The organism is Moorena sp. SIOASIH (assembly GCF_010671925.1).
Taxonomy (GTDB): Bacteria; Cyanobacteriota; Cyanobacteriia; order Cyanobacteriales; family Coleofasciculaceae; genus Moorena.
Window position 1 is genome coordinate 1,279,389 of sequence record NZ_JAAHIH010000001.1, and the last position, 18,495, is coordinate 1,297,883.

The window sequence follows — 18,495 nt, forward strand, 5'->3', positions numbered from 1 at the left end:
TAGGGAGTAGGGAGTAGGGAGTAGGGAGTAGGGAGTAGGGAGTAGGTAACTAGTGATTAGTTATTGCTCAAAACTGTTAGAGGTTATTTGATAACTCATCACTCAACTTCCTCAGCCTTAAATTGCTGTTGATTCAGATAATAATAATGTCCCCGTTTTGCCATTAACTCTTTATGGGTTCCCCTTTCAATCAATACTCCTCTATCCATCACTAAAATTAAATCCGCATTCTGGACTGTAGACAACCGATGAGCAATCACTAATGTTGTCCTCCCTTTGAGAATCTGATTTAAATTATTCTGAATAATCCGTTCGGATTCGGCATCTAAATGGGAGGTGGCTTCATCTAAAACTAATAACTTAGGATTCCCTAACAAAGCCCGTGCGATCGCAATCCGTTGCCGTTGTCCACCAGACAACATTCCTCCCCCTTCGCCAATCTGGGTTTCATACCCCATGGGCAACTGTTTAATAAATTCATCAGCACCAGCCAATCGTGCTGCTTCTATAATCTCGTCTAGACTAGCAGCGGAATGACCTAAGCTAATATTTTCCCGAATGGTTCCACCAAACAAAAACGTATCTTGGTCTACTACTCCCACTTGCGATCGCAAAGACCCTAAGGACAAACTCGTAATATCTAGTTGATCAATCAATACTTTACCATCCGTAGGAGGATACAATCCCAATATCAATTTAGAAATCGTGGTTTTCCCTGAACCACTGCGTCCCACTAGGGCTACCATTTGTCCTGGTTTCACTTCAAAGGAAAGATTTTCCAGTACATTTACCTCACTTTCTGGGTGATAGCGAAACGTTACCTTATCAAAGCAAATGTGACCTTTAATTGGTGGTAAGGATTGACGCGCCTGCTGCTGCAAATCCTCCTCTGGTTCCGCATCCAACACATCATTAATCCGTTCCATAGCAATTACTACTTCCTGGAATTGATTCCATAACACCGTTAACCGCTGGAAGGGAGTAATCACATTTCCTAGCAGCATATTAAAAGCCACTAATTGCCCAATAGTTAGCTGATTTTGAATTACTAACCACGCTCCGTACCAGAGTAGGGCTGTTGTCGTCACCGCTTCAATAGCATTGCTGAAAATTTGGAGCCGATTGCTGATCACTTGCCCAGTAAATCCCTGTTTTATCTCCTTATTTAATAACTCCTCCCAATGCCAACGTACTGTTTGTTCTACTGCTGTGGATTTAACCGTTCGGACACCAGAAAGGGTTTCAATCAGATAGCTATTCTCCTGGGCGTAAGCCTGAAATATTTCCCGGGAAATCCTCCGTAAAAACGGAGTCGCGATTAAGGCTAGTAGGAAAAATGGCGGCACAATCACTAAGGCCAACAACGCCATTTTCCAACTGTACCAAAACATCAATCCTACATAGATAAATACCGTTAGTAAATCCAGCAGAATTGATAAGGCTTCACCGGTAAGGAACTGCTCAATCTTGCGGTTTTCCTGGACTCGTGATATAATGTCACCAACATAGCGGGACTCGAAAAATGAGAGAGGCAACCGCAGTGTATGGCGAATAAATCCTACAATCAGCGCTGCATCTACTTTATTAGCCGTGTGGTCTAGTAGATATTGTCGCAACCCCATCATCGCCACTCGAAATAGGCTAAACATCAGTAGCCCTAACCCTACCGCCATTAAGGTTAGCCCAGAGCGCTGCACCACCACTCGGTCTAAAATTAGCTGGGTAAATAGAGGTGTAATTAATCCAAATATCTGGATAAATAATGAAGCGATAAACACTTCGAGCACCACTACCCCATGGGGTTTCATTAACTCAAAGAATTGCCAGAAGGTAGTAGTCGTCTCTTTAGCATCCTTGAGTAACGCAGTCGGTTGTAGCAGCAGTGCATAACCGCTCCAATCTGCTTTAAATTGCTGCTGGCTGAGGGTACGTTGACCAATGGCCGGGTCAGCAACAATAACGGAATTTTTGGTTATTTGATAAACAACAATATAATGTTTACCTTCCCAGTGAACAATGGCTGGTAGTTTTTGTTTGGCTAGCTGGTCAAGACTAGCTTTAACCGGACGAGTAGAAAAGCCAATACTTTCTGCTGCTGCTGATAATCCCCGCAGTGATGCACCATTACGGTCTACATTAGCGATATCTCGCAAACGATTCACACTAAACCGTTTACCCCAATAGCGAGATACCATTACCAAACAGGCGGCACCACAGTCAGAACCACTCTGCTGGGCAAAATATGGATAGCGTCGGATTACCCGTTGCCACAAATGTCCCACTCGTTGATTAGGATTGGGAAAATAGGCTTTACTAATCGTTTTGGCAGGTGTGGATGGGGGAGGAGGTGATGGGCTGATGGGTTGGGGTGATGGAGTGGGCTGGGTGTCGGAGTCAACCAGTACTGAATTTTGCCTACGGGCGAGATCATACAGATGGTCTCGGATGTTAGGATATTTGCTAATTAGTGGAAACAACAATTCAGGGGTGAGATAGCAAAGCTTCAGATTCCGAGAAGCCCTCGCTGAGTAAGGCGAAAAGGATGCATCGGGAAAAAAGGTAGATTCCCCAAACGAGTCTCCCTCTGTCAAGGTGGCAAATTTTTCCCCAGCACTGTTGAGTAATCTAACCTTGCCGGTAATCACGATATAAATACCAGCTTCCGCTTGTTCAGCTTGCCAAAACTGGCCGACTTTGGGTTCGATAAATTTTATCTGTTTGAGAATCCGGGAAAATTCGGCATCATTAAACTCTTGCCCTAGGGTATCCCTCAGCTGCTGAGAAGAAATTGGGGCTAAATTTTGAACCATAATCCTCTAAACCTAAAAAATCTTCCAGGGAGAGTTAGCGATCTAGATGGCAGGGTCGCGATATCCAGGCAAAATCCTGTGGTAATATGAAGGCAATGTAAAGTGATCAAAAACTCTCTTTATATTTGGGTTGCCATTCGAGCTTCATACCGAAACAACAGAATTTTTGTAGGGTTTTGCCACCACCAAACTAATCAATCAAAGTATGATGGTTGCGGTGGGACAAGGCGTGAGCTTGAAACGCCTACTGGAAAGCGCACCAACAGAAAGGCGCGAAATTAAAAATTGAAGTAAACCCACAGTTGTTAAGAAGAGCCTGCCGGATCTAGGAGTCTGTTGACAGGGTTAAAGTCAACGTGGTGTTAACCCTTTGGCCCTGGGATAACCACAGAATAAACACTGTTTTAACCCGTTAAGATGTCAATATCAACCAATTTCAAGGAAATTAAATAACCAAGATGGAAGAAGAATCCTATTCTTACCGGTAGTCTGCTGGGTATTATATAACAGAAGATTGTTCTGTGAAAAGCGTTTTTACTATCGCTAGGCAAAAAACCAAGACTATCAAAGAAGCCAGTCAGCGGACTTTAGATCGGATACTTCAAGAGCATCCAGGTCCCGAATCGCAATCCGATTACTAGGCTGATTGAGATTGCTACTTTCGTTTTCACAGACAGGTTTCCCTTTGGTAGACAGCCCCATTTGTTTCAGCAGCCGATTGACATGCTGAGGGGTTATTTGAATTCCCAACTCTTTCGCTAGATGTTTACTTAACCACCCCGCCGTCCAACGCTCAAAGGCATAACCAAATTCTTTTGGACCACGGCTGACCAGTTCTCGCAACCGTGCCAGATAGTGATCATTTACTGCTTTAGGGCGACCAATGGGATGATCATTCCAGTTATGGGCTTGACCCATACGAGCCATGAGAATCCAATGGCGTACTGTAGCGGCACAACACCCTAGGGCTTTACAAATTTGAACTTGGCTTTTCCCTTCATCCGCTAGCAGCATAATTTCGATACGCTGACGATACTGTTGTGGTAAATCCGATTGCAGATTTTTTTGCAGCAGTTTGCGCTGAAACGGTGTCAAACAAAGACCTACAGAAATGCGTTCGCGTAGCGTGGCCGTAGGCCAATCGCTCTTACTTTCGGATGTCGATTGATGGTGTGACATAGCTGTCATTGATTAGAAGTTGGCATAAGTAGGGAGAAACAATCAGCAAAACTCTTCTTGATGCAAAGCGCGAGTGGGGGAAACCCCCTCATGAAGGTGCTGCATTGCTATAAGCGCGTTTTTATCTGGGTTGTAAACACACGTATTGCTGAAAAATGCAAGAGGCAAAAGGCCAAAGGCAAGAGGGGAAAGACAGCTGGAGTTTTATTGGACAATAAAAAAAGACCATACAGGTTTACATCTCAAATACAAAAGCTATAGTGGGACATCAAAACACAAATAAAAGCTAACTGTGTGGCCAATGTGGCGCAATTTTAATAAAAATAATTAATTTATGTTGATTTTTGTATAATAAAGTGATATAGGCATCCTGAATCTTTAAGACAAAGCGATGCAGCAAGGGAACAGGGGAGCCAGCACGGTCAAAGGAGGCCACCCCATAAGCGACTGGCGTGGTTTCCGACCCTCGCGCTTTGCATCAAGAGAAGGAAAGCAATTTGATCAGATGGTGCTTGCCCATATCCTCGTGATCAGTTGTGGACTAATCTAATGTGGGCGAATATAATTTACCGATCTGAGCTGATGGGCAGATGGGAAATGGGGGCATGGGGAGAGGTATTGACGTTTTTTTCCCAATATAGTATTATTTTGTATTTAAATTCTGATTAGCTTAGGGATTGATCCTAAGTTAGTCATAGGTCATGGAGAAAATATGAAGGATGAAGGGTGAAGTATCAAGTATGAAGTATCAAGTATGAAGTATCAAGGGTGAAGTGGAGCGATAGAACCTATGGCTCCTATGTTGATTAGACCCAATTAGCAATCACCAATTACAATCAATGACTAAATGAAACATGGACTTGATGCCTACGCTCACTTGGACTCGCCCATCCACAGTTGGGAACCTCGTGCCAAGCTAATTGCCCTATTGACCCTAATTTTCGCGTTTTCCTTTGTACAGCATTTGATAGTGCTACCAGGGATGGTGGCTCTGACCCTAATTTTTTATCGAGTCTCTCGCCTGCCACTGTCCTTTCTGTTGAATCGGTTGCGCTATCCGGGATTGTTTCTGTTAGGGATTACACTGCTACTCCCCTTCACAGTAGGCACTACCGTGATCATCCAGCTTGGTCCAATCGCCCTGCGACAGGAAGGACTGCTAACCCTAGTGCTGATTGCCACCCGTTTCCTATGTATTCTGACCATTAGTGTGATTTTATTTGGCACCGCACCCTTTTTGACCAACATCAAAGCTATGCGATCGCTTGGTCTTCCCTCACTGCTAGCGGATATGACTCTGTTGTCTTACCGCTATATTGAGCAATTTAGTAACGACCTAGCTAAAATGAAGCGGGCAATGCAGCTGCGAGGTTTTCGTGCCAAAGGACATTCGCTTTCATGGCAGGAATTTGGACGTCACCCAGTGGGTTCGCTACTGGCATCCTTCGCCCGTAGTTACCGTAACCTGAGACTTTTAGCGTCCCTAACCGGAACACTTTTGGTGCGCAGTTACCAGCAATCCCAGCAAGTCTATAAAGCGATGATTTTACGAGGGTATAGTAACACCTCTAAATTTATGGTTTCTGAGAGTTCTGGTGTGACAAGAGAGACTAGAACACAGAGCTTTTCATTACCGCTTCCTAGGGGAAAGCGTAGGTCGTCTAGTACAAACACTGCTAGTTTCCACCACTACATTGCTCTGGGACTCACTAGCTTGATTTCAGTAGGATTTGTGGTCGCAGAAATTCTCTTAACATAAGCATTACCGAAGCGAATTCAGACTCATCAATGATGACTAATTAATGGTAATCAAATCAAGGTAATATTGATTCCGGTTAACGACTTATAAGTTTAGGGTTTGGGTTGGGGTTTTGTTAATTTAAATTAAAAAAAATTAACATTTAAATTAATACTTAACAAAATTCGCTCACCCCGACTATAAGTGATTAACCGGAATTAATATGGCTGAGAATTTATCCTAGCCTACACCGAACGCTATCAGGCGAAACGACTTCATTCTTGGCCTTAAGGCCGTAGGCCACGCTCCGCGAACGGCCACGCTACGCGAACAGACTTCATCCTTCAGACTTTTACCGTGACCCAGCAAAAACAAGAATTTTTTTACCGAGAAGATTACATTGAACCCTATCAGTCACCTACTTCCTTACACTACGCCCTTGCCATTGATAGTCTGTATTTTTCATATCCAGAGCAACCGGATAGTTTACGCAATATCAATCTCACCATTAAGCCAGGGGAACGGGTAGGTTTAATTGGACCGAATGGTGCTGGTAAAACTACCCTATTTCTGAGCATCTGCGGCATTTTAAAACCAACTAGGGCAAGAGTGATGCTGTTATTTGGCAAACCTGTGGTAGCGGGTGAGTTTCGCCCAGAAATTGGTCTGGTGTTTCAGAATCCCGATGACCAGTTATTTTCCCCTTCGGTCTGGGATGACGTAGCCTTTGGACCAGAGAATATGGGGTTACCAGCGGTTGAGGTTGAACAGCGAGTTCAACAAGCCCTATCCCTGACGGGTGTGGAACACTTAGCGGCTCGAGTTCCCCACAACCTGTCTGGGGGTCAGAAGTGTATGGTAGCGATCGCAGGGGTTTTAGCCATGGGTCCATCCCTAGTGCTTTACGATGAACCCAGTGCCAATCTTGACCTTCGTTCCCGGCGTCGCTTGATTAGCTTTTTGAAAGGGTCCCAGGAGACAATACTGATTTCCTCCCATGACCTAGAACTGATTTTAGAAGTATGCGATCGCGTTTTGCTACTTGACGAAGGGCAAATTATTGCTGATGGTCCTCCTCAACAGGTGATGGCTAATCAGCAGCTGATGGAGTCTCATGGTTTGGAAAAGCCTCACTCTATAGTTTCAGTTATCAGTAATCAGTGAAAAGTTAGTCGTTGGCGGTTGACTGTTGATTGTTAACCGTCAACATTGATTAACTTGGTCAAGTCGCTTGACCTATGGTCACGCTGCTTAACGCGCTCCAATTCAAAATTCAAAATTATTAATTCAAAATGACAATCAGTGGGGGCTTGTACCCGCCACTGATTGAATACCACTGATAGCGAGCAATCCCTCGCTATCAGTGGGGGCTTGTACCCGGAATTAAAAAATTGCAAAATTTGTTCAATTTTATATTTTTAATTTTTAATTTTTAATTTTTAATTCCCCAAAGGGGTCAGCAGGATGGTGCTGGAGTACTTCAATTACCTTCCCCACTTAAAAACCGCTGCTCCCCAAGTCAATCCTGCACCAAAGCCGGAGATAGCTATAATATCTCCTGATTTAATTTTCTCAAGCCGCACTGCTTCATCCAACACTATAGGTATAGAAGCTGCTGAGGTATTACCATATTGGGCGAGATTACTTAGAACCTTGTCCTTAGGAATATCCAGACGTTGGGCAACTGCATCGAGAATCCGCTGATTAGCTTGATGCAAGACCAGCCAATCCACCTGTTCAGTGCTGAGATCGGCTCGGAATAATGCTTTTTCAATCACTTCCGGTACCTTTTGCACCGCAAAGCGATAAACCTCTTTGCCACTCATGGTAATGGGTTGATAAGTCCCTTTAGCAACAGTCAAACCCTTGACAATTTCCTGCTCTTGTGGTTCATAGGCTAACTGAAGACAGCTATTTTGGGTACCATCACTACACAGTGCAAATCCCAGTAAGCGATCGGATTGATTTGCCTGCAAAACTACAGCCCCAGCACCATCTCCAAATAGTACACAAGTACTTCGGTCTGACCAATCTACCCACCTTGAGAGAATATCCGCACCAATCAGTAAGACATTTTGGTAAACGCCAGTGCGGATAAATTGGGACGCTGTAGCCAGTCCAAAGACGAACCCAGAGCAGGCTGCGGTTATATCAAAGGCAACTGCTTTTGATGCTCCCAGGAGAGCCTGAACTTGATTAGCACTGCCAAACAAATCATCTGGGGTTGAGGTGGCTAGGATAATCAGATCTAGGTCTTCAGGAGCAATTCCAGCCATAGCGATCGCATTCTTTGCTGCCGCAGTAGCCATCTCACTTAGACTCCCTTGTGCATCCACCAGATGCCGTTGCCGAATTCCGGTACGGGTGGTAATCCACTCATCCGATGTATGAACCATCTGGCTTAGTTGATGGTTATCGAGGGTAACCTCTGACGCTGCGGAACCGCTTCCGGTAATAGCAATGCCTGTTCCTAGTTGATTCAAGGCTCTTCTCCATCAGTTGCATCCCATGTTTTTCTCTTCCCAAGTTCGCTGCTTAGGGAGAAGGCGGAAATACTGGTCATTGATCAATCTTGCCATCAATGCCACACTCAACTATAGCACACAAGTCTTAAACAACTATGGTGTGCGGCTTGTGGGAGGCTCAAGCTAACAATCTGCCATTATAACGCAACTTTACTAGCCCTCTTGTAAGTACAGTTATCCTTTGCCACCCTAAGACGGTGGCCAATTCCGCTAAAAAATTCTAACACGAGACTTGATCAGCTAGTCAAAATTTAGTCCCCATGGTTGACATTCTTAAGATTAACGGTTAACCATAAACTGTCAACCGTCAACCGTCAACCGTCAACAAAAAAACAGTTGCCCTAATGGTGGCCTTGAAATACCGATCAGCCGATCATTCCTTACTCCTGACTGCTGGAATTGCTAGCCACTGATTCCTTAGAGCTTTTGAAGTGATTGGCTTTAATCCGCTCTATTACGCGGTGATCAATGGCTTCTTGAGCCAACCGAATCGCGTTAAAAATTGATGGGGCTTGGGAGCTACCGTGACTAATAATACAAATTCCTGCCACCCCTAAGAGTAGGGCACCGCCATGTTCTGCATGATCCATACGCTGCTTAATCCGCTTCAAGTTGGGTTTTAACAATGCTGTACCTAGCTGACCTTGTATCCCTTGAGGCAGTTCTTCTCGGATAATTTGCAGCATCACCTCCCCTACAGCTTCGGCAAATTTGAGCAGTATATTGCCCACAAAGCCATCGCACACAATTACATCAAACTGACCTGAGAGTACATCTCTACCCTCAGCATTGCCTATAAAGTTTATTCTGGAATTTTTTCGTAGCAGTTGATGAGTGCGGATGGCCAAATCATTGCCTTTACACTCTTCCTCACCAATGTTTAGCAGTCCTACCTTAGGATCTTCCATGCCCAAGACATACTTGCTATATACTGACCCCATGATGGCAAACTGCTCTAGATATTTAGGGCGACAATCCACAATTGCCCCCACGTCCAATATAATCACTGGCTTGCCAGCCATGATGCTAGGAAACACTGCGCCAATTGCGGGACGGTCAATCCCTGGCAGACGCCCTAAGCGCAATAGAGCCGCTGCCATGGCTGCCCCAGAGTGACCAGCACAGACTACAGCGTCAGCACGTCCTTGCTTGACTAAGTCCATGGCTACGTTAATAGAAGCCTTGGGCTTACGCTTCAAGGTCACCAAGGGTTCTTCGTCCATGGCAACGACACCATCAGCAGCTACAATTTCTATCTGACTTGATCCGTGGTGTTGGGCAATAGAGGATCTAATTTGCTCAGGATCCCCTACCAACAATACCTCTACCCCTAATTCAGCTTGTGCTCTAATAGCTCCAGCAACTATTTCATGGGGGGCATAATCCCCGCCCATAGCGTCTATTGCGATTCGTGCGCCAGTCGATGCCATTGCTCAAAGTTTATAGAAACCTTCCACATCTTACCAGAACGATTACCTGGAATAGTAAACAATGTGATCTGTTTAACTTGAGGTTTGGAACCCGAAAGGCTTGCATGCTGACATGTTCTCAACAGAACTGTTCAGTAGCAGCATTCAGTATGTGACATACTCCCACACGCTCATCGTTCGCTTCGCGTGGCCTTTGGCCAAGATTACAGTGTGGGCTTCTTACCAACTCCAGCCATCACTTCGGATACTCGGTAAGCTTTATTAAAGACACGGGATGCCCCTCCGCACCGGAACAATACAATAAGTTCTATTTTTTAGCCACGTAAGTGGATGACAAACCAGCATTTAAGGCCTTTGGCCACGCTACGCGAACGGCTTTGTTTATCAGGACATATATTATAGCAATTCTATACATACCCTGTGCAAAATTCATCCCACACCTATGCTACGCATTAGGTGTGGGGCTTCTTTTGCCGGACAGCTAAAATAGAGCAGCCTCAAGAAACAAATGTGGTGTAGTGAATGCTAAAACAACTTGCTGCTGGGATCCTGGCCGGTGCGTTTGTCGTTATATCTGTGAAACTTTGGAGAATTCTGCAACCAATCAACCTTGATCAAGCTCAACTGATGGCTTGGCGGAATACCCCCTTGTTTACCTTGCCAGCTGAACCAGACCCGTCTGCTGAAGCGATTGTGGCTGAATTCATAGAAAAATGGAGTGTTCAAGGTTCAGCAGTTAAGCAAGGAGTATGGATTCAATCGGGACTGACTAGACTGGCGACCCACCGGGGGAATGTTCCTTTACCAGCAGCTTCAATCACGAAAATTGCCACTAGTCTAGCGGCATTACAGCAATGGGGACCAGCTCATCAATTTGAAACTAGAGTCAGTGCCACCGGAATAGTTAAAGATGGGGTATTGCAGGGAGATTTAGTAATTACTGGTGGTAGCGACCCGTTTTTTGTGTGGGAAGAAGCGATCGCATTGGGTAATAGCCTAAATCAACTGGGAATCCGCAGGGTCACTGGGAATTTAGTCATCATTGGCAATTTCACTATGAATGATCAGGACAACCCAGAAATTGCTGGTGGGCAACTCTTGCAAGCTTTAAAATCCAGCAGCTGGTCTTGGCAGATTGTCCGCCAGTATCAATCCATGCCCAAAGGAACCGAGAAACCCCAATTAGAAATTGCTGGTAATGTAGTCGTATCTGATACTCCCATTCCGAAGCAAGAATATCTGTTACTCCACAAGTCCTTGCCCCTGGTAGATATTCTTAGAGAGATGAACATCTACAGTAACAACGACGTATCTCAGATGTTGTCTCAAGCCATTGGCGGTGCTCAGACAACCGCTCGGTTGGCGGCTAGGTCAGCTGGCGTACCCGGTAGCGAAATTCAGTTGATTAATGGCTCTGGCTTAGGTATGGAGAATCGAATTTCCCCCCGTGCTGCTTGTGCTATGCTCATGGCTATTGAGCGCTTTTTACAGCCTTACCAGCTTAATCTTAGGGATGTCTTCCCCCTAGCTGGACGGGATACTAAAGGAACCATGCTCGACCGTAACATTCCCCCAGGGGCTGTGGTTAAAACTGGAACTCTGCGAGAAGTTAGTGCTCTAGCTGGTTTTCTCCCAACACGCGATCGCGGTTTAGTGTGGTTTGCCATCATTAACGGTGGCAACGATATCCTAGAATTTCGGGCAAAACAGGATCAGCTACTGCAACGCCTGTCTGTCGAGTGGGGTCCCCTTACCCAAAAGAGTGGCAATCCAACCCATAAACCATTGATCATTGGTGATCCCAAGCGTATTGAAAAAATCAGCAGTGCCTTGCTGATTGAAAATCCAAAATAGCAATATAGATATCGAGTGGGGTTGAAATTTTGTTGAAGGTTGAAGGTTGACCGTTGACCGTCAACCGTCAACAGTTAAGTTCAAGGGTTGAGCAACGGCTCCAAAGGCAGTTTCAGCAATAAATTAATTTAGGCTACAGTCAACCTTCAAACTTCAACTTTTAACCTTCAACCTTCAACCTTCAACCTTCAACTTTCAACCTTCAACCTTCAACCTTCAACCTTGGCCTTTCGGCCACGCTAAGCGAACAACTTTAAACCAGCTCAAGGAATAATTTCTGTTACCACTCTTTCCCCAACACCACTAGTTACTACAATATCTTGAGCTTCAAGGTTACCCACTGCTTTGTCACCAGTCGTATTAAATTGGGGTGAAACTTGTTCATATATTACATTACCTGAGGCTTCCATCTGTTGGGTGGGGATATCCCAAGTTAGCTGATTAGCGTACAGTTTGGCTTGCTTACGGCTTCCCTCCCCTTGTACTCCTCCAGTTAACCTAACTACTTTCTTACCCAAATCTACCCGTCCCCTGTTAGCTGTTACCATCAGTTTCTCCTGCTGGTGAACAATTCTAACCGGCTGATCGGACACAACAGTTTTATCATTCAAATTCCAAACTGCTGAATTACTCGATATCAGGACCGGTGGTTCGACCGAAGTCAACTGCACATTTTTCTTGAGAGTTGCTATATTTGTCTTAAGGTTTACCTCAGAATTGTCGGCTTCCACTCGTTCTGTTACTATCTTATTTTTATAGCGTTCAATAAGTATGCTTTTGTTACCAATTACCTTCTGTTGTTCGATTTGCCAGAGCAAACGTTCTGTTTTCATTTGCAAGTTTGGGTCTTTCGATATGGCTGCTACTTGACCAATTAATTCCAACTTCTGGGTTCGACTTAAGTAACGCCCTTCCTTTGCGGATGCTTGTAGTTTAGGGTGATTACCTTTAACGTTATTGCGGATAACTAACAAATCTTCCTTAGGTTTCCACTCAGACTCATCACCTCGTAACACAGCACCATTACGGGGATCAGTAGCCGTGACCTGACCTTTGAGAAACACTATCTCACCATTCTCTAGGATTTCACCACTCTGGGCTGACACCTGTAAAATCAGTTTCCCATCTTGATACAAATCCCCATTGGGTTTGTCAATGTAAGCGATTTTTCTATCTGGAGAGTAAGTCGCTTTATCTCCTGTAACTTTCCATAGAGGACGACCTTGCTTATCTGACTGATCTAGAGTGACGTTTTTAAAGACTAGACTTCCTTCAATTTTTTCAGTAACGTTAGTGTCTTCCTGAACTTGATTTAATGGCTTCGGCTCACTCTTACAGCCAGATAATGAGTAAACCGTGACAATCAAAATAAAAAAAATCAGACATCTCTTTGAGTATAAAAACATATGGTATGGCTTAAGAGCGTGTGATTAGGATAAATGACTATAAAATAATCGATACAAAGCTTAATCAGAAAGACTTGTATCGATTTAAAAAAGCAATTTTTATAAAAATTGCTGACTAGGAAACCCTATACTAGTTATTACTAGTTATTAGAAGTTTTTATAACCTCTATAGTTCCTGGGGGGCGACAAGCCCCCCAAAGTCCTTGTCAGCTCTAGGTTTAAGGTCACTATCATCCCAAACTATACCTAGACAATCATGAGCATATTTTCAATTACTGAGAACTCAATCCCTGATTCTTTCGTCCAAGTGGTCGAAAAATCGGGTTGATAAGTTGGGTAACTGAATTGACGCGCATCATGACCAGATAAGGATTATAGCCTACCTTTCACCCCCTCAGCGCTCGGCAGAATATTTTCAATGACTGAGAACTCAATCCCTGATTATTTCCTTCAAGTTGGATATAAGTTTTGTAACTTAATTGACCAAACCCAGATGAGTTAATGATTATAGGTGACCTGTTACCCCCTCATCTATACTTGACGTAGTTGCTTAGCTTTAAGTTTTTAGATGGTTTACCCTACTCCATGAATAAGGTTTGTATGTCAACTATAGGAGGGCAAAGCATCGGACATAAACTATAGGGTTTCAGCCACTAATTACTGCCCGAATGCTACAAGACATGAGAAACAAACGCCCACACACCTACATCGTAGTTTCGACCCCATCAGACAGACCCTAATCACCAATGACAATGACTAATGACTAATCACTAATGACTAATCACTAATCACTAATCACTAATCACTAATCACTAATCACTAATCACCAAACTATTTGTGCTGTTCATCCATCACATTGAACCCAGACAACGGACGGTAAGTATAGTTTTGTTTGGGTGTTTTTTGGATACTTTCTTGGATGGTATCAAGGTCAATATAGCGGTCAGCTACATTAATGAGACTATCACTGGTCATCGAGCGTAGGCTGACTACCTCAACCCGAACTCCCCGATAACTTACAGAATCCACTGCATAGGCAAGATCGCCATCTCCACTGACTAGAACTGCTGTGTCGTAGGAACCCACTAGTGCCATCATGTCAACAGCAATTTCTACATCCAGATTAGCTTTTTTTGAGCCATCTGGTAGCTGCACTAAATCTTTGGCAATTACTCGGTAGCCATTACGACGCATCCAGAGAAGAAAGCCCTGCTGCTTCTCATTAGTACGATCAACACCAGTGTAAAAGAAAGAGCGTAGTAGCCTAGACCCTGCTGTCAAACGACACAATAGCTTAGTGTAGTCAATTTCAATCCCTAGTTGCAGGGCAGCATAAAATAAGTTTGAACCATCGATAAAGATGGCAACACGACCACGGTTTTCTAGGACTTGTTCAGGTGTAAAAATTGGGTCATGATTATAATGGCTCAGCATTTTTATTATACCTCTTTGTTAAAAAAAAAATTTAAAAAACTTTTTACTTAATCAGCATTAAGGTAAGATGCCGATTAAGTTTTTGGTTAATAAGACGGAACCAAATTAGGTGAGTTCCAGTCGTGCAAATACCGGTTTGGGTTTTCCTAGCTTCTGGTTTTGAGGTAAAACCCCCCAAGATGCATGGGATACATAGGGCGCAGCCAAAAAGATCTGTTCTTTTTGGCTAAAGTCGATGGCAAAACCTAGTTGTTGGTAAATCTCCGTACTAATACTGGGAATAATCGGTGATAAGAGATAGGCAGCTAAGCGCACTGACTCTAAAACTGTATATAACACTTGTTCAACCTCTTGCTGTTTTCCTTGTTTATACAAGCTCCAGGGAGCTTGCTGATCTAGAAATTTGTTACTGGCTCGAATCAGAGTAAATATTTTTTGGCAAGCTTGGCTAAACGCTAGGGATTCATAAGCCCTAGCGACTTGTGAACCGAGATCTAAGCCAATTTCGAGCAGAGGATTGACCTGTGAAATATCTGAGCCAGTTAAACCTGGAACAATACCTTGACAATACTTTTTAGCCATGCCCAAGGTGCGATTGAGCAAATTACCTAGGTCATTGGCTAAATCCGCATTGACGATATCTATAAAACGGGTTTCACTAAAATCCCCATCTCGCCCAAATTCAATCTCTTTTAGAAAATAATAGCGAATTGCATCAGCACCGTATTTATCTACCAACTCCACTGGGTCTAGGGTATTGCCTAGACTTTTTCCCATTTTTTGACCATCTTTGGTCAGAAAGCCATGACCAAATACTTGACCTGTAACAGGTAGAGAGGCTGACATTAACATGGCAGGCCAGTATACAGCATGAAAGCGCAGTATGTCCTTACCGATAAGATGTATATTGATCGGCCACCATTTTTGTAAGGCATTATCAAGAGTTGGTTCACTATCGGGATCCAATAGGGCAGTCACGTAGCCTAGTAAGGCATCAAACCAAACATAGATGGTGTGGCTGGGATCAACCGGTACTGGGAAGCCCCAATCGACATTCAATCGTGAAATCGAAAAATCCTGTAGTCCCTGACTGACAAAACTCAACACTTCATTACGGCGACTTTCCGGTTGGATAAAATCCGGTCGCTGTTGGTAAAGTTCTTCTAGCTGTTTTTGGTATTTAGAGAGCCGGAAAAAGTAGTTTTGTTCATCTCGCCACTCCGCTTCTTGATTGGGATGAATCGAGCAGCGGTTTCCAGGTAGAAGTTCCCGTTGCTCTTTAAATTCCTCACAGGAGACACAGTACCACCCTTGTTGTTGACTCAGATAAATGTCACTTTTATCCCAAACCCGCATGAAAAATTCTTTGACAATGGCTTGGTGGCGGTTAGCGGTAGTGCGGCTGAAACGGTCATACTGGATATTGAGCTTTTGCCAGAGGACATCAAATCCAGCAGCTATCTTGTCGCAATGTACTTGAGGATCTACCCCTTGAGTTTCAGCAGTCCGCTGAATTTTTTGTCCGTGTTCATCTGTGCCAGTAATTAACAGTATGTCTTTGCCCCGTAACCGTTGAAAACGAGCTACTGCATCAGATGCCATGGTGGTATAGGCACTGCCGATATGGGGTAAGTCGTTCACATAGTAAAGGGGTGTTGTAATGGCAAATGTATTTTTAGTAGTATTCGTATGAATCATATGAGTGTTAAAAACGCCCTCCAGCCAACTGATTTAACTTATTTAAGTGATTTATAACCTAGTGTATGGCTACTAGTATTAATTTTAGTTGTTACTTTATGTAGTATTTATCTAATCAGATTTACTTAAGTTTTAACCTTTTATAAAAAGTATCTGTCGCTACTTTTTAGTTGACGTTACTCAAAATTGTTTATTCTCTTGTAACTCATCCCAAGTATTTTAGTTGTGGGGTTTCGAGTCATTACTCCTTAGTCTGTTACTCATGAGTAAAGACTAATGATAAGCAGCCGATGAGTTATGCCACTCCCTTGAAGGAATAGAATCAAGGCCACCTTCTGTCACTTGATTATAAAGAAAATTAATTATTAACATAAGTTAGTAGTCTAGTTTAGATTTAACAGGCTTTTTCTACTACTGGCTTCATGCCTAATGTGTCAAGCTACACACTTGTAGTCACTGGCAGTCTATCACCATTAGTTGTGTTGCACCTGATTATCTCTACTTTAAGGCATCTGTCAATAGATAGAATTTGAAAATAATGTTAAGAAATGTTAATTTAGATTAGAAATTGATGACTGAAACTGATGTCTGACCATCTTCCCCTACAGGTTTATGATGCGCTGCTTGCTGCAATGGGAAGACAAATGTTCCAATATCGATGAGGATCGCATTTCTCATAAATCTGCCGTTGTAGTAGTGAGCAACCATCGTGGCTTTCTAGATGTCCCGTTGTTGATGGTAGCCTTAGGGCAACCAATCCCCATTGCTTGTGATCATTACATCGGACAAGTACCAGTGATGCGGGTGGGTTGTCCAGCAGATGGGTTGTTTCCCTCTAGAAAAACTAGAACATAGACTGTGGGCGTTTTTACAACAGGCAAGTCAGTTTCTCGAACATAATCATTGGGTTGGGGTGTTTCTAGTCCGAGCCCAACCAATGGTGAATTTGACTCAGCCTTTGGCAATAGGTAAGTTTTATAAAGGCTTTGCCCACTTAGCTTTGTGGACATCAGTTAAACAGGCAGCGCCGCGCCTATTAGCGATCGCTTCCCAAGAAGAAATCGTACACTCAGTGATACCGCTGGGATGGTTACTTTTGTTTGACCCATCTGAACCCCTATTTGAACAAATGGGTTGGCATCCGATGGTTATTCATCGCCGTGTGGTAGTATTAGTTGGACATTCCTCTTGGATTACACAGAAACAGCTGTAACACTATCAAGGGAAACAGATTGTCTGCCCCATTACTAAGACCTGCCAAGATTAAATTTCTAGGTTACTACAGGGGATCAAGGATAAAGTATCAAGTATGAAGTATGAAGGATAAAGGATAAAATCTGCTTGTTTGTGGCTCACTTATGGTTGAATAAAAATTTGATCCATAACCAGAAGTTAAACTACCAATTTCCTAGTTCTCATTTCCTAGTTCCTATTTCCTAGTTCCTATTTCCTACTGGGAGCATTTCACTTATGCAGAGCATTTGTACTAAAGCTATAGCCCCCTCATGTGTTTTAGCTTACTCTGATAGTAAATAGTTCATATGTTCTGCAACTTTGACCTGCTTCCCTTCATACTTCATACTCAAAGTCAACAATGCGGAAAGTTAAGAGTTGTCCGTTTTTCTTGACTCCGGGACAGTCTAATCGGTGATTATCTACTATTTGTTTATTTACCAGGGATGCTTCGAAAGGGTGAGCTGTTGGCAGTACAGACTCAACATTTAGAAACTGCTTTTGATGTCCGTTGTTTGGCGATCCCAACGGATGATTTAAGCAACTCTCAGAAGTTGGCAGGGGTAGTGGTTAACCTGATTGAAGCGGAACTCAACGAGGGAGCTTCACAGGACGTTTATCTGTGTGGCGAGTCCAAAGGAAGTCTGTCTGGCTTTGAAGGTAGCTCTGAAAACCCCCCATAGGATTGACCGGATTATTTTGAGTAACCGAGCTACTTCTTTTAACCAACGACCTGGGCTGAAATGGGGGACACAATTGATTTGCTGGCTTCCAGAGTAGGTATATCAAGCATCAGCCTTGGAACTTTTGCCGTTCTGATTAGCGTTAGGCAGAACTGCCCCAATCGAGCGCCGTGCTTTTCTGGAGGCTGGAGGCTATACAGTCTGTGTCTCAAAAAAACTGCTAGCTGGGGAATGTCTTTGGTCATGGAGTTTAATGTTTCACAAATCCAACTAAACAGTCTAACTCAATATATCCTAATCATTGCTAGTGCTGCTGACCAACTCTTGCCCTCGGTTAGGTAAGCTTTGGGTCTAGTTAGCGGTTTCCCCCAAGGAAAGATGATGGTGCTTCCCGAGAGTGGTCACGCCTGCCTAATCCAAACAGAGGTTAACCTGTAGAAGATTATCAGCTCCGCAGTTGAAAACCCCTGTGCTTCGCAGAAGCAGAAGGGGATTAAAAGGAGTG

At 43.7% G+C, this 18,495-nt stretch carries 14 protein-coding genes; 7 read left to right on the plus strand and 7 right to left on the minus strand.

Annotated elements, in window-relative coordinates; genetic code table 11:
- Positions 1-98 precede the first annotated feature (98 nt).
- Positions 99-2,810, minus strand: a complete 2,712-nt coding sequence (locus tag F6J90_RS05730) for a peptidase domain-containing ABC transporter (protein WP_293091496.1) — start codon at positions 2,808-2,810, stop codon at positions 99-101.
- A gap of 564 nt (positions 2,811-3,374) precedes the next feature.
- Positions 3,375-3,989 carry a helix-turn-helix domain-containing protein gene (locus F6J90_RS05735; protein WP_293091497.1) on the minus strand — a complete coding sequence of 205 codons (615 nt, stop codon included), beginning with the start codon at positions 3,987-3,989 and terminating at the stop codon, positions 3,375-3,377.
- A gap of 847 nt (positions 3,990-4,836) precedes the next feature.
- On the opposite strand from F6J90_RS05735, the gene cbiQ reads away from it, so the two are divergent.
- The gene (cbiQ, locus tag F6J90_RS05740; protein ID WP_293091498.1) at positions 4,837-5,748 is read left to right on the plus strand and encodes a cobalt ECF transporter T component CbiQ; all 912 of its coding nucleotides are present in this window, start codon (positions 4,837-4,839) and stop codon (positions 5,746-5,748) included.
- A 336-nt stretch (positions 5,749-6,084) separates the two neighbouring features.
- Positions 6,085-6,891 (plus strand): ABC transporter ATP-binding protein, encoded by an 807-nt coding sequence (locus F6J90_RS05745; RefSeq protein WP_293091499.1) that lies wholly within the window; start codon positions 6,085-6,087, stop codon positions 6,889-6,891.
- 320 nt (positions 6,892-7,211) lie between these two features.
- Here F6J90_RS05745 and F6J90_RS05750 read toward each other — a convergent pair whose 3' ends face one another.
- On the minus strand, positions 7,212-8,210 hold the full coding sequence (locus F6J90_RS05750) for a beta-ketoacyl-ACP synthase III (RefSeq protein ID WP_293091500.1): 999 nt from the start codon (positions 8,208-8,210) through the stop codon (positions 7,212-7,214).
- A 422-nt stretch (positions 8,211-8,632) separates the two neighbouring features.
- Positions 8,633-9,682, minus strand: coding sequence for a phosphate acyltransferase PlsX (plsX, locus tag F6J90_RS05755; protein WP_293091501.1), 1,050 nt, complete (start codon positions 9,680-9,682; stop codon positions 8,633-8,635).
- Positions 9,683-10,204: 522 nt separating this feature from the next.
- On the opposite strand from plsX, the gene F6J90_RS05760 reads away from it, so the two are divergent.
- Positions 10,205-11,536 carry a D-alanyl-D-alanine carboxypeptidase gene (locus F6J90_RS05760; RefSeq protein ID WP_293091502.1) on the plus strand — a complete coding sequence of 444 codons (1,332 nt, stop codon included), beginning with the start codon at positions 10,205-10,207 and terminating at the stop codon, positions 11,534-11,536.
- Positions 11,537-11,799: 263 nt separating this feature from the next.
- On the opposite strand, the gene lptC is transcribed toward F6J90_RS05760, so the two are convergent.
- The 3 genes from lptC to metG form a co-directional block, all read right to left on the minus strand.
- Positions 11,800-12,942, minus strand: coding sequence for an LPS export ABC transporter periplasmic protein LptC (gene lptC / locus F6J90_RS05765; protein ID WP_293091503.1), 1,143 nt, complete (start codon positions 12,940-12,942; stop codon positions 11,800-11,802).
- An 831-nt stretch (positions 12,943-13,773) separates the two neighbouring features.
- Positions 13,774-14,376, minus strand: coding sequence for an NYN domain-containing protein (locus F6J90_RS05770; protein WP_008182130.1), 603 nt, complete (start codon positions 14,374-14,376; stop codon positions 13,774-13,776).
- Positions 14,377-14,481: 105 nt separating this feature from the next.
- Positions 14,482-16,098, minus strand: a complete 1,617-nt coding sequence (gene metG / locus F6J90_RS05775) for a methionine--tRNA ligase (RefSeq protein WP_293091855.1) — start codon at positions 16,096-16,098, stop codon at positions 14,482-14,484.
- A 588-nt stretch (positions 16,099-16,686) separates the two neighbouring features.
- On the opposite strand from metG, the gene F6J90_RS05780 reads away from it, so the two are divergent.
- The 4 genes from F6J90_RS05780 (at position 16,687) to F6J90_RS05795 (ending at position 18,332) form a co-directional block, all read left to right on the plus strand.
- On the plus strand, positions 16,687-16,929 hold the full coding sequence (locus F6J90_RS05780) for a 1-acyl-sn-glycerol-3-phosphate acyltransferase (protein ID WP_293091504.1): 243 nt from the start codon (positions 16,687-16,689) through the stop codon (positions 16,927-16,929).
- Positions 16,895-17,287: a hypothetical protein gene (locus F6J90_RS05785; protein ID WP_293091505.1), complete on the plus strand. Its 393-nt coding sequence runs from the start codon at positions 16,895-16,897 to the stop codon at positions 17,285-17,287. Before F6J90_RS05780 ends, F6J90_RS05785 begins: the two co-directional genes overlap by 35 nt.
- 466 nt (positions 17,288-17,753) lie before the next feature.
- On the plus strand, positions 17,754-17,990 hold the full coding sequence (locus F6J90_RS05790; protein WP_293091506.1) for a hypothetical protein: 237 nt from the start codon (positions 17,754-17,756) through the stop codon (positions 17,988-17,990).
- Positions 17,991-18,050: 60 nt separating this feature from the next.
- Positions 18,051-18,332, plus strand: a complete 282-nt coding sequence (locus F6J90_RS05795; protein WP_293091507.1) for a hypothetical protein — start codon at positions 18,051-18,053, stop codon at positions 18,330-18,332.
- The last annotated feature ends 163 nt before the right edge of the window (positions 18,333-18,495 follow it).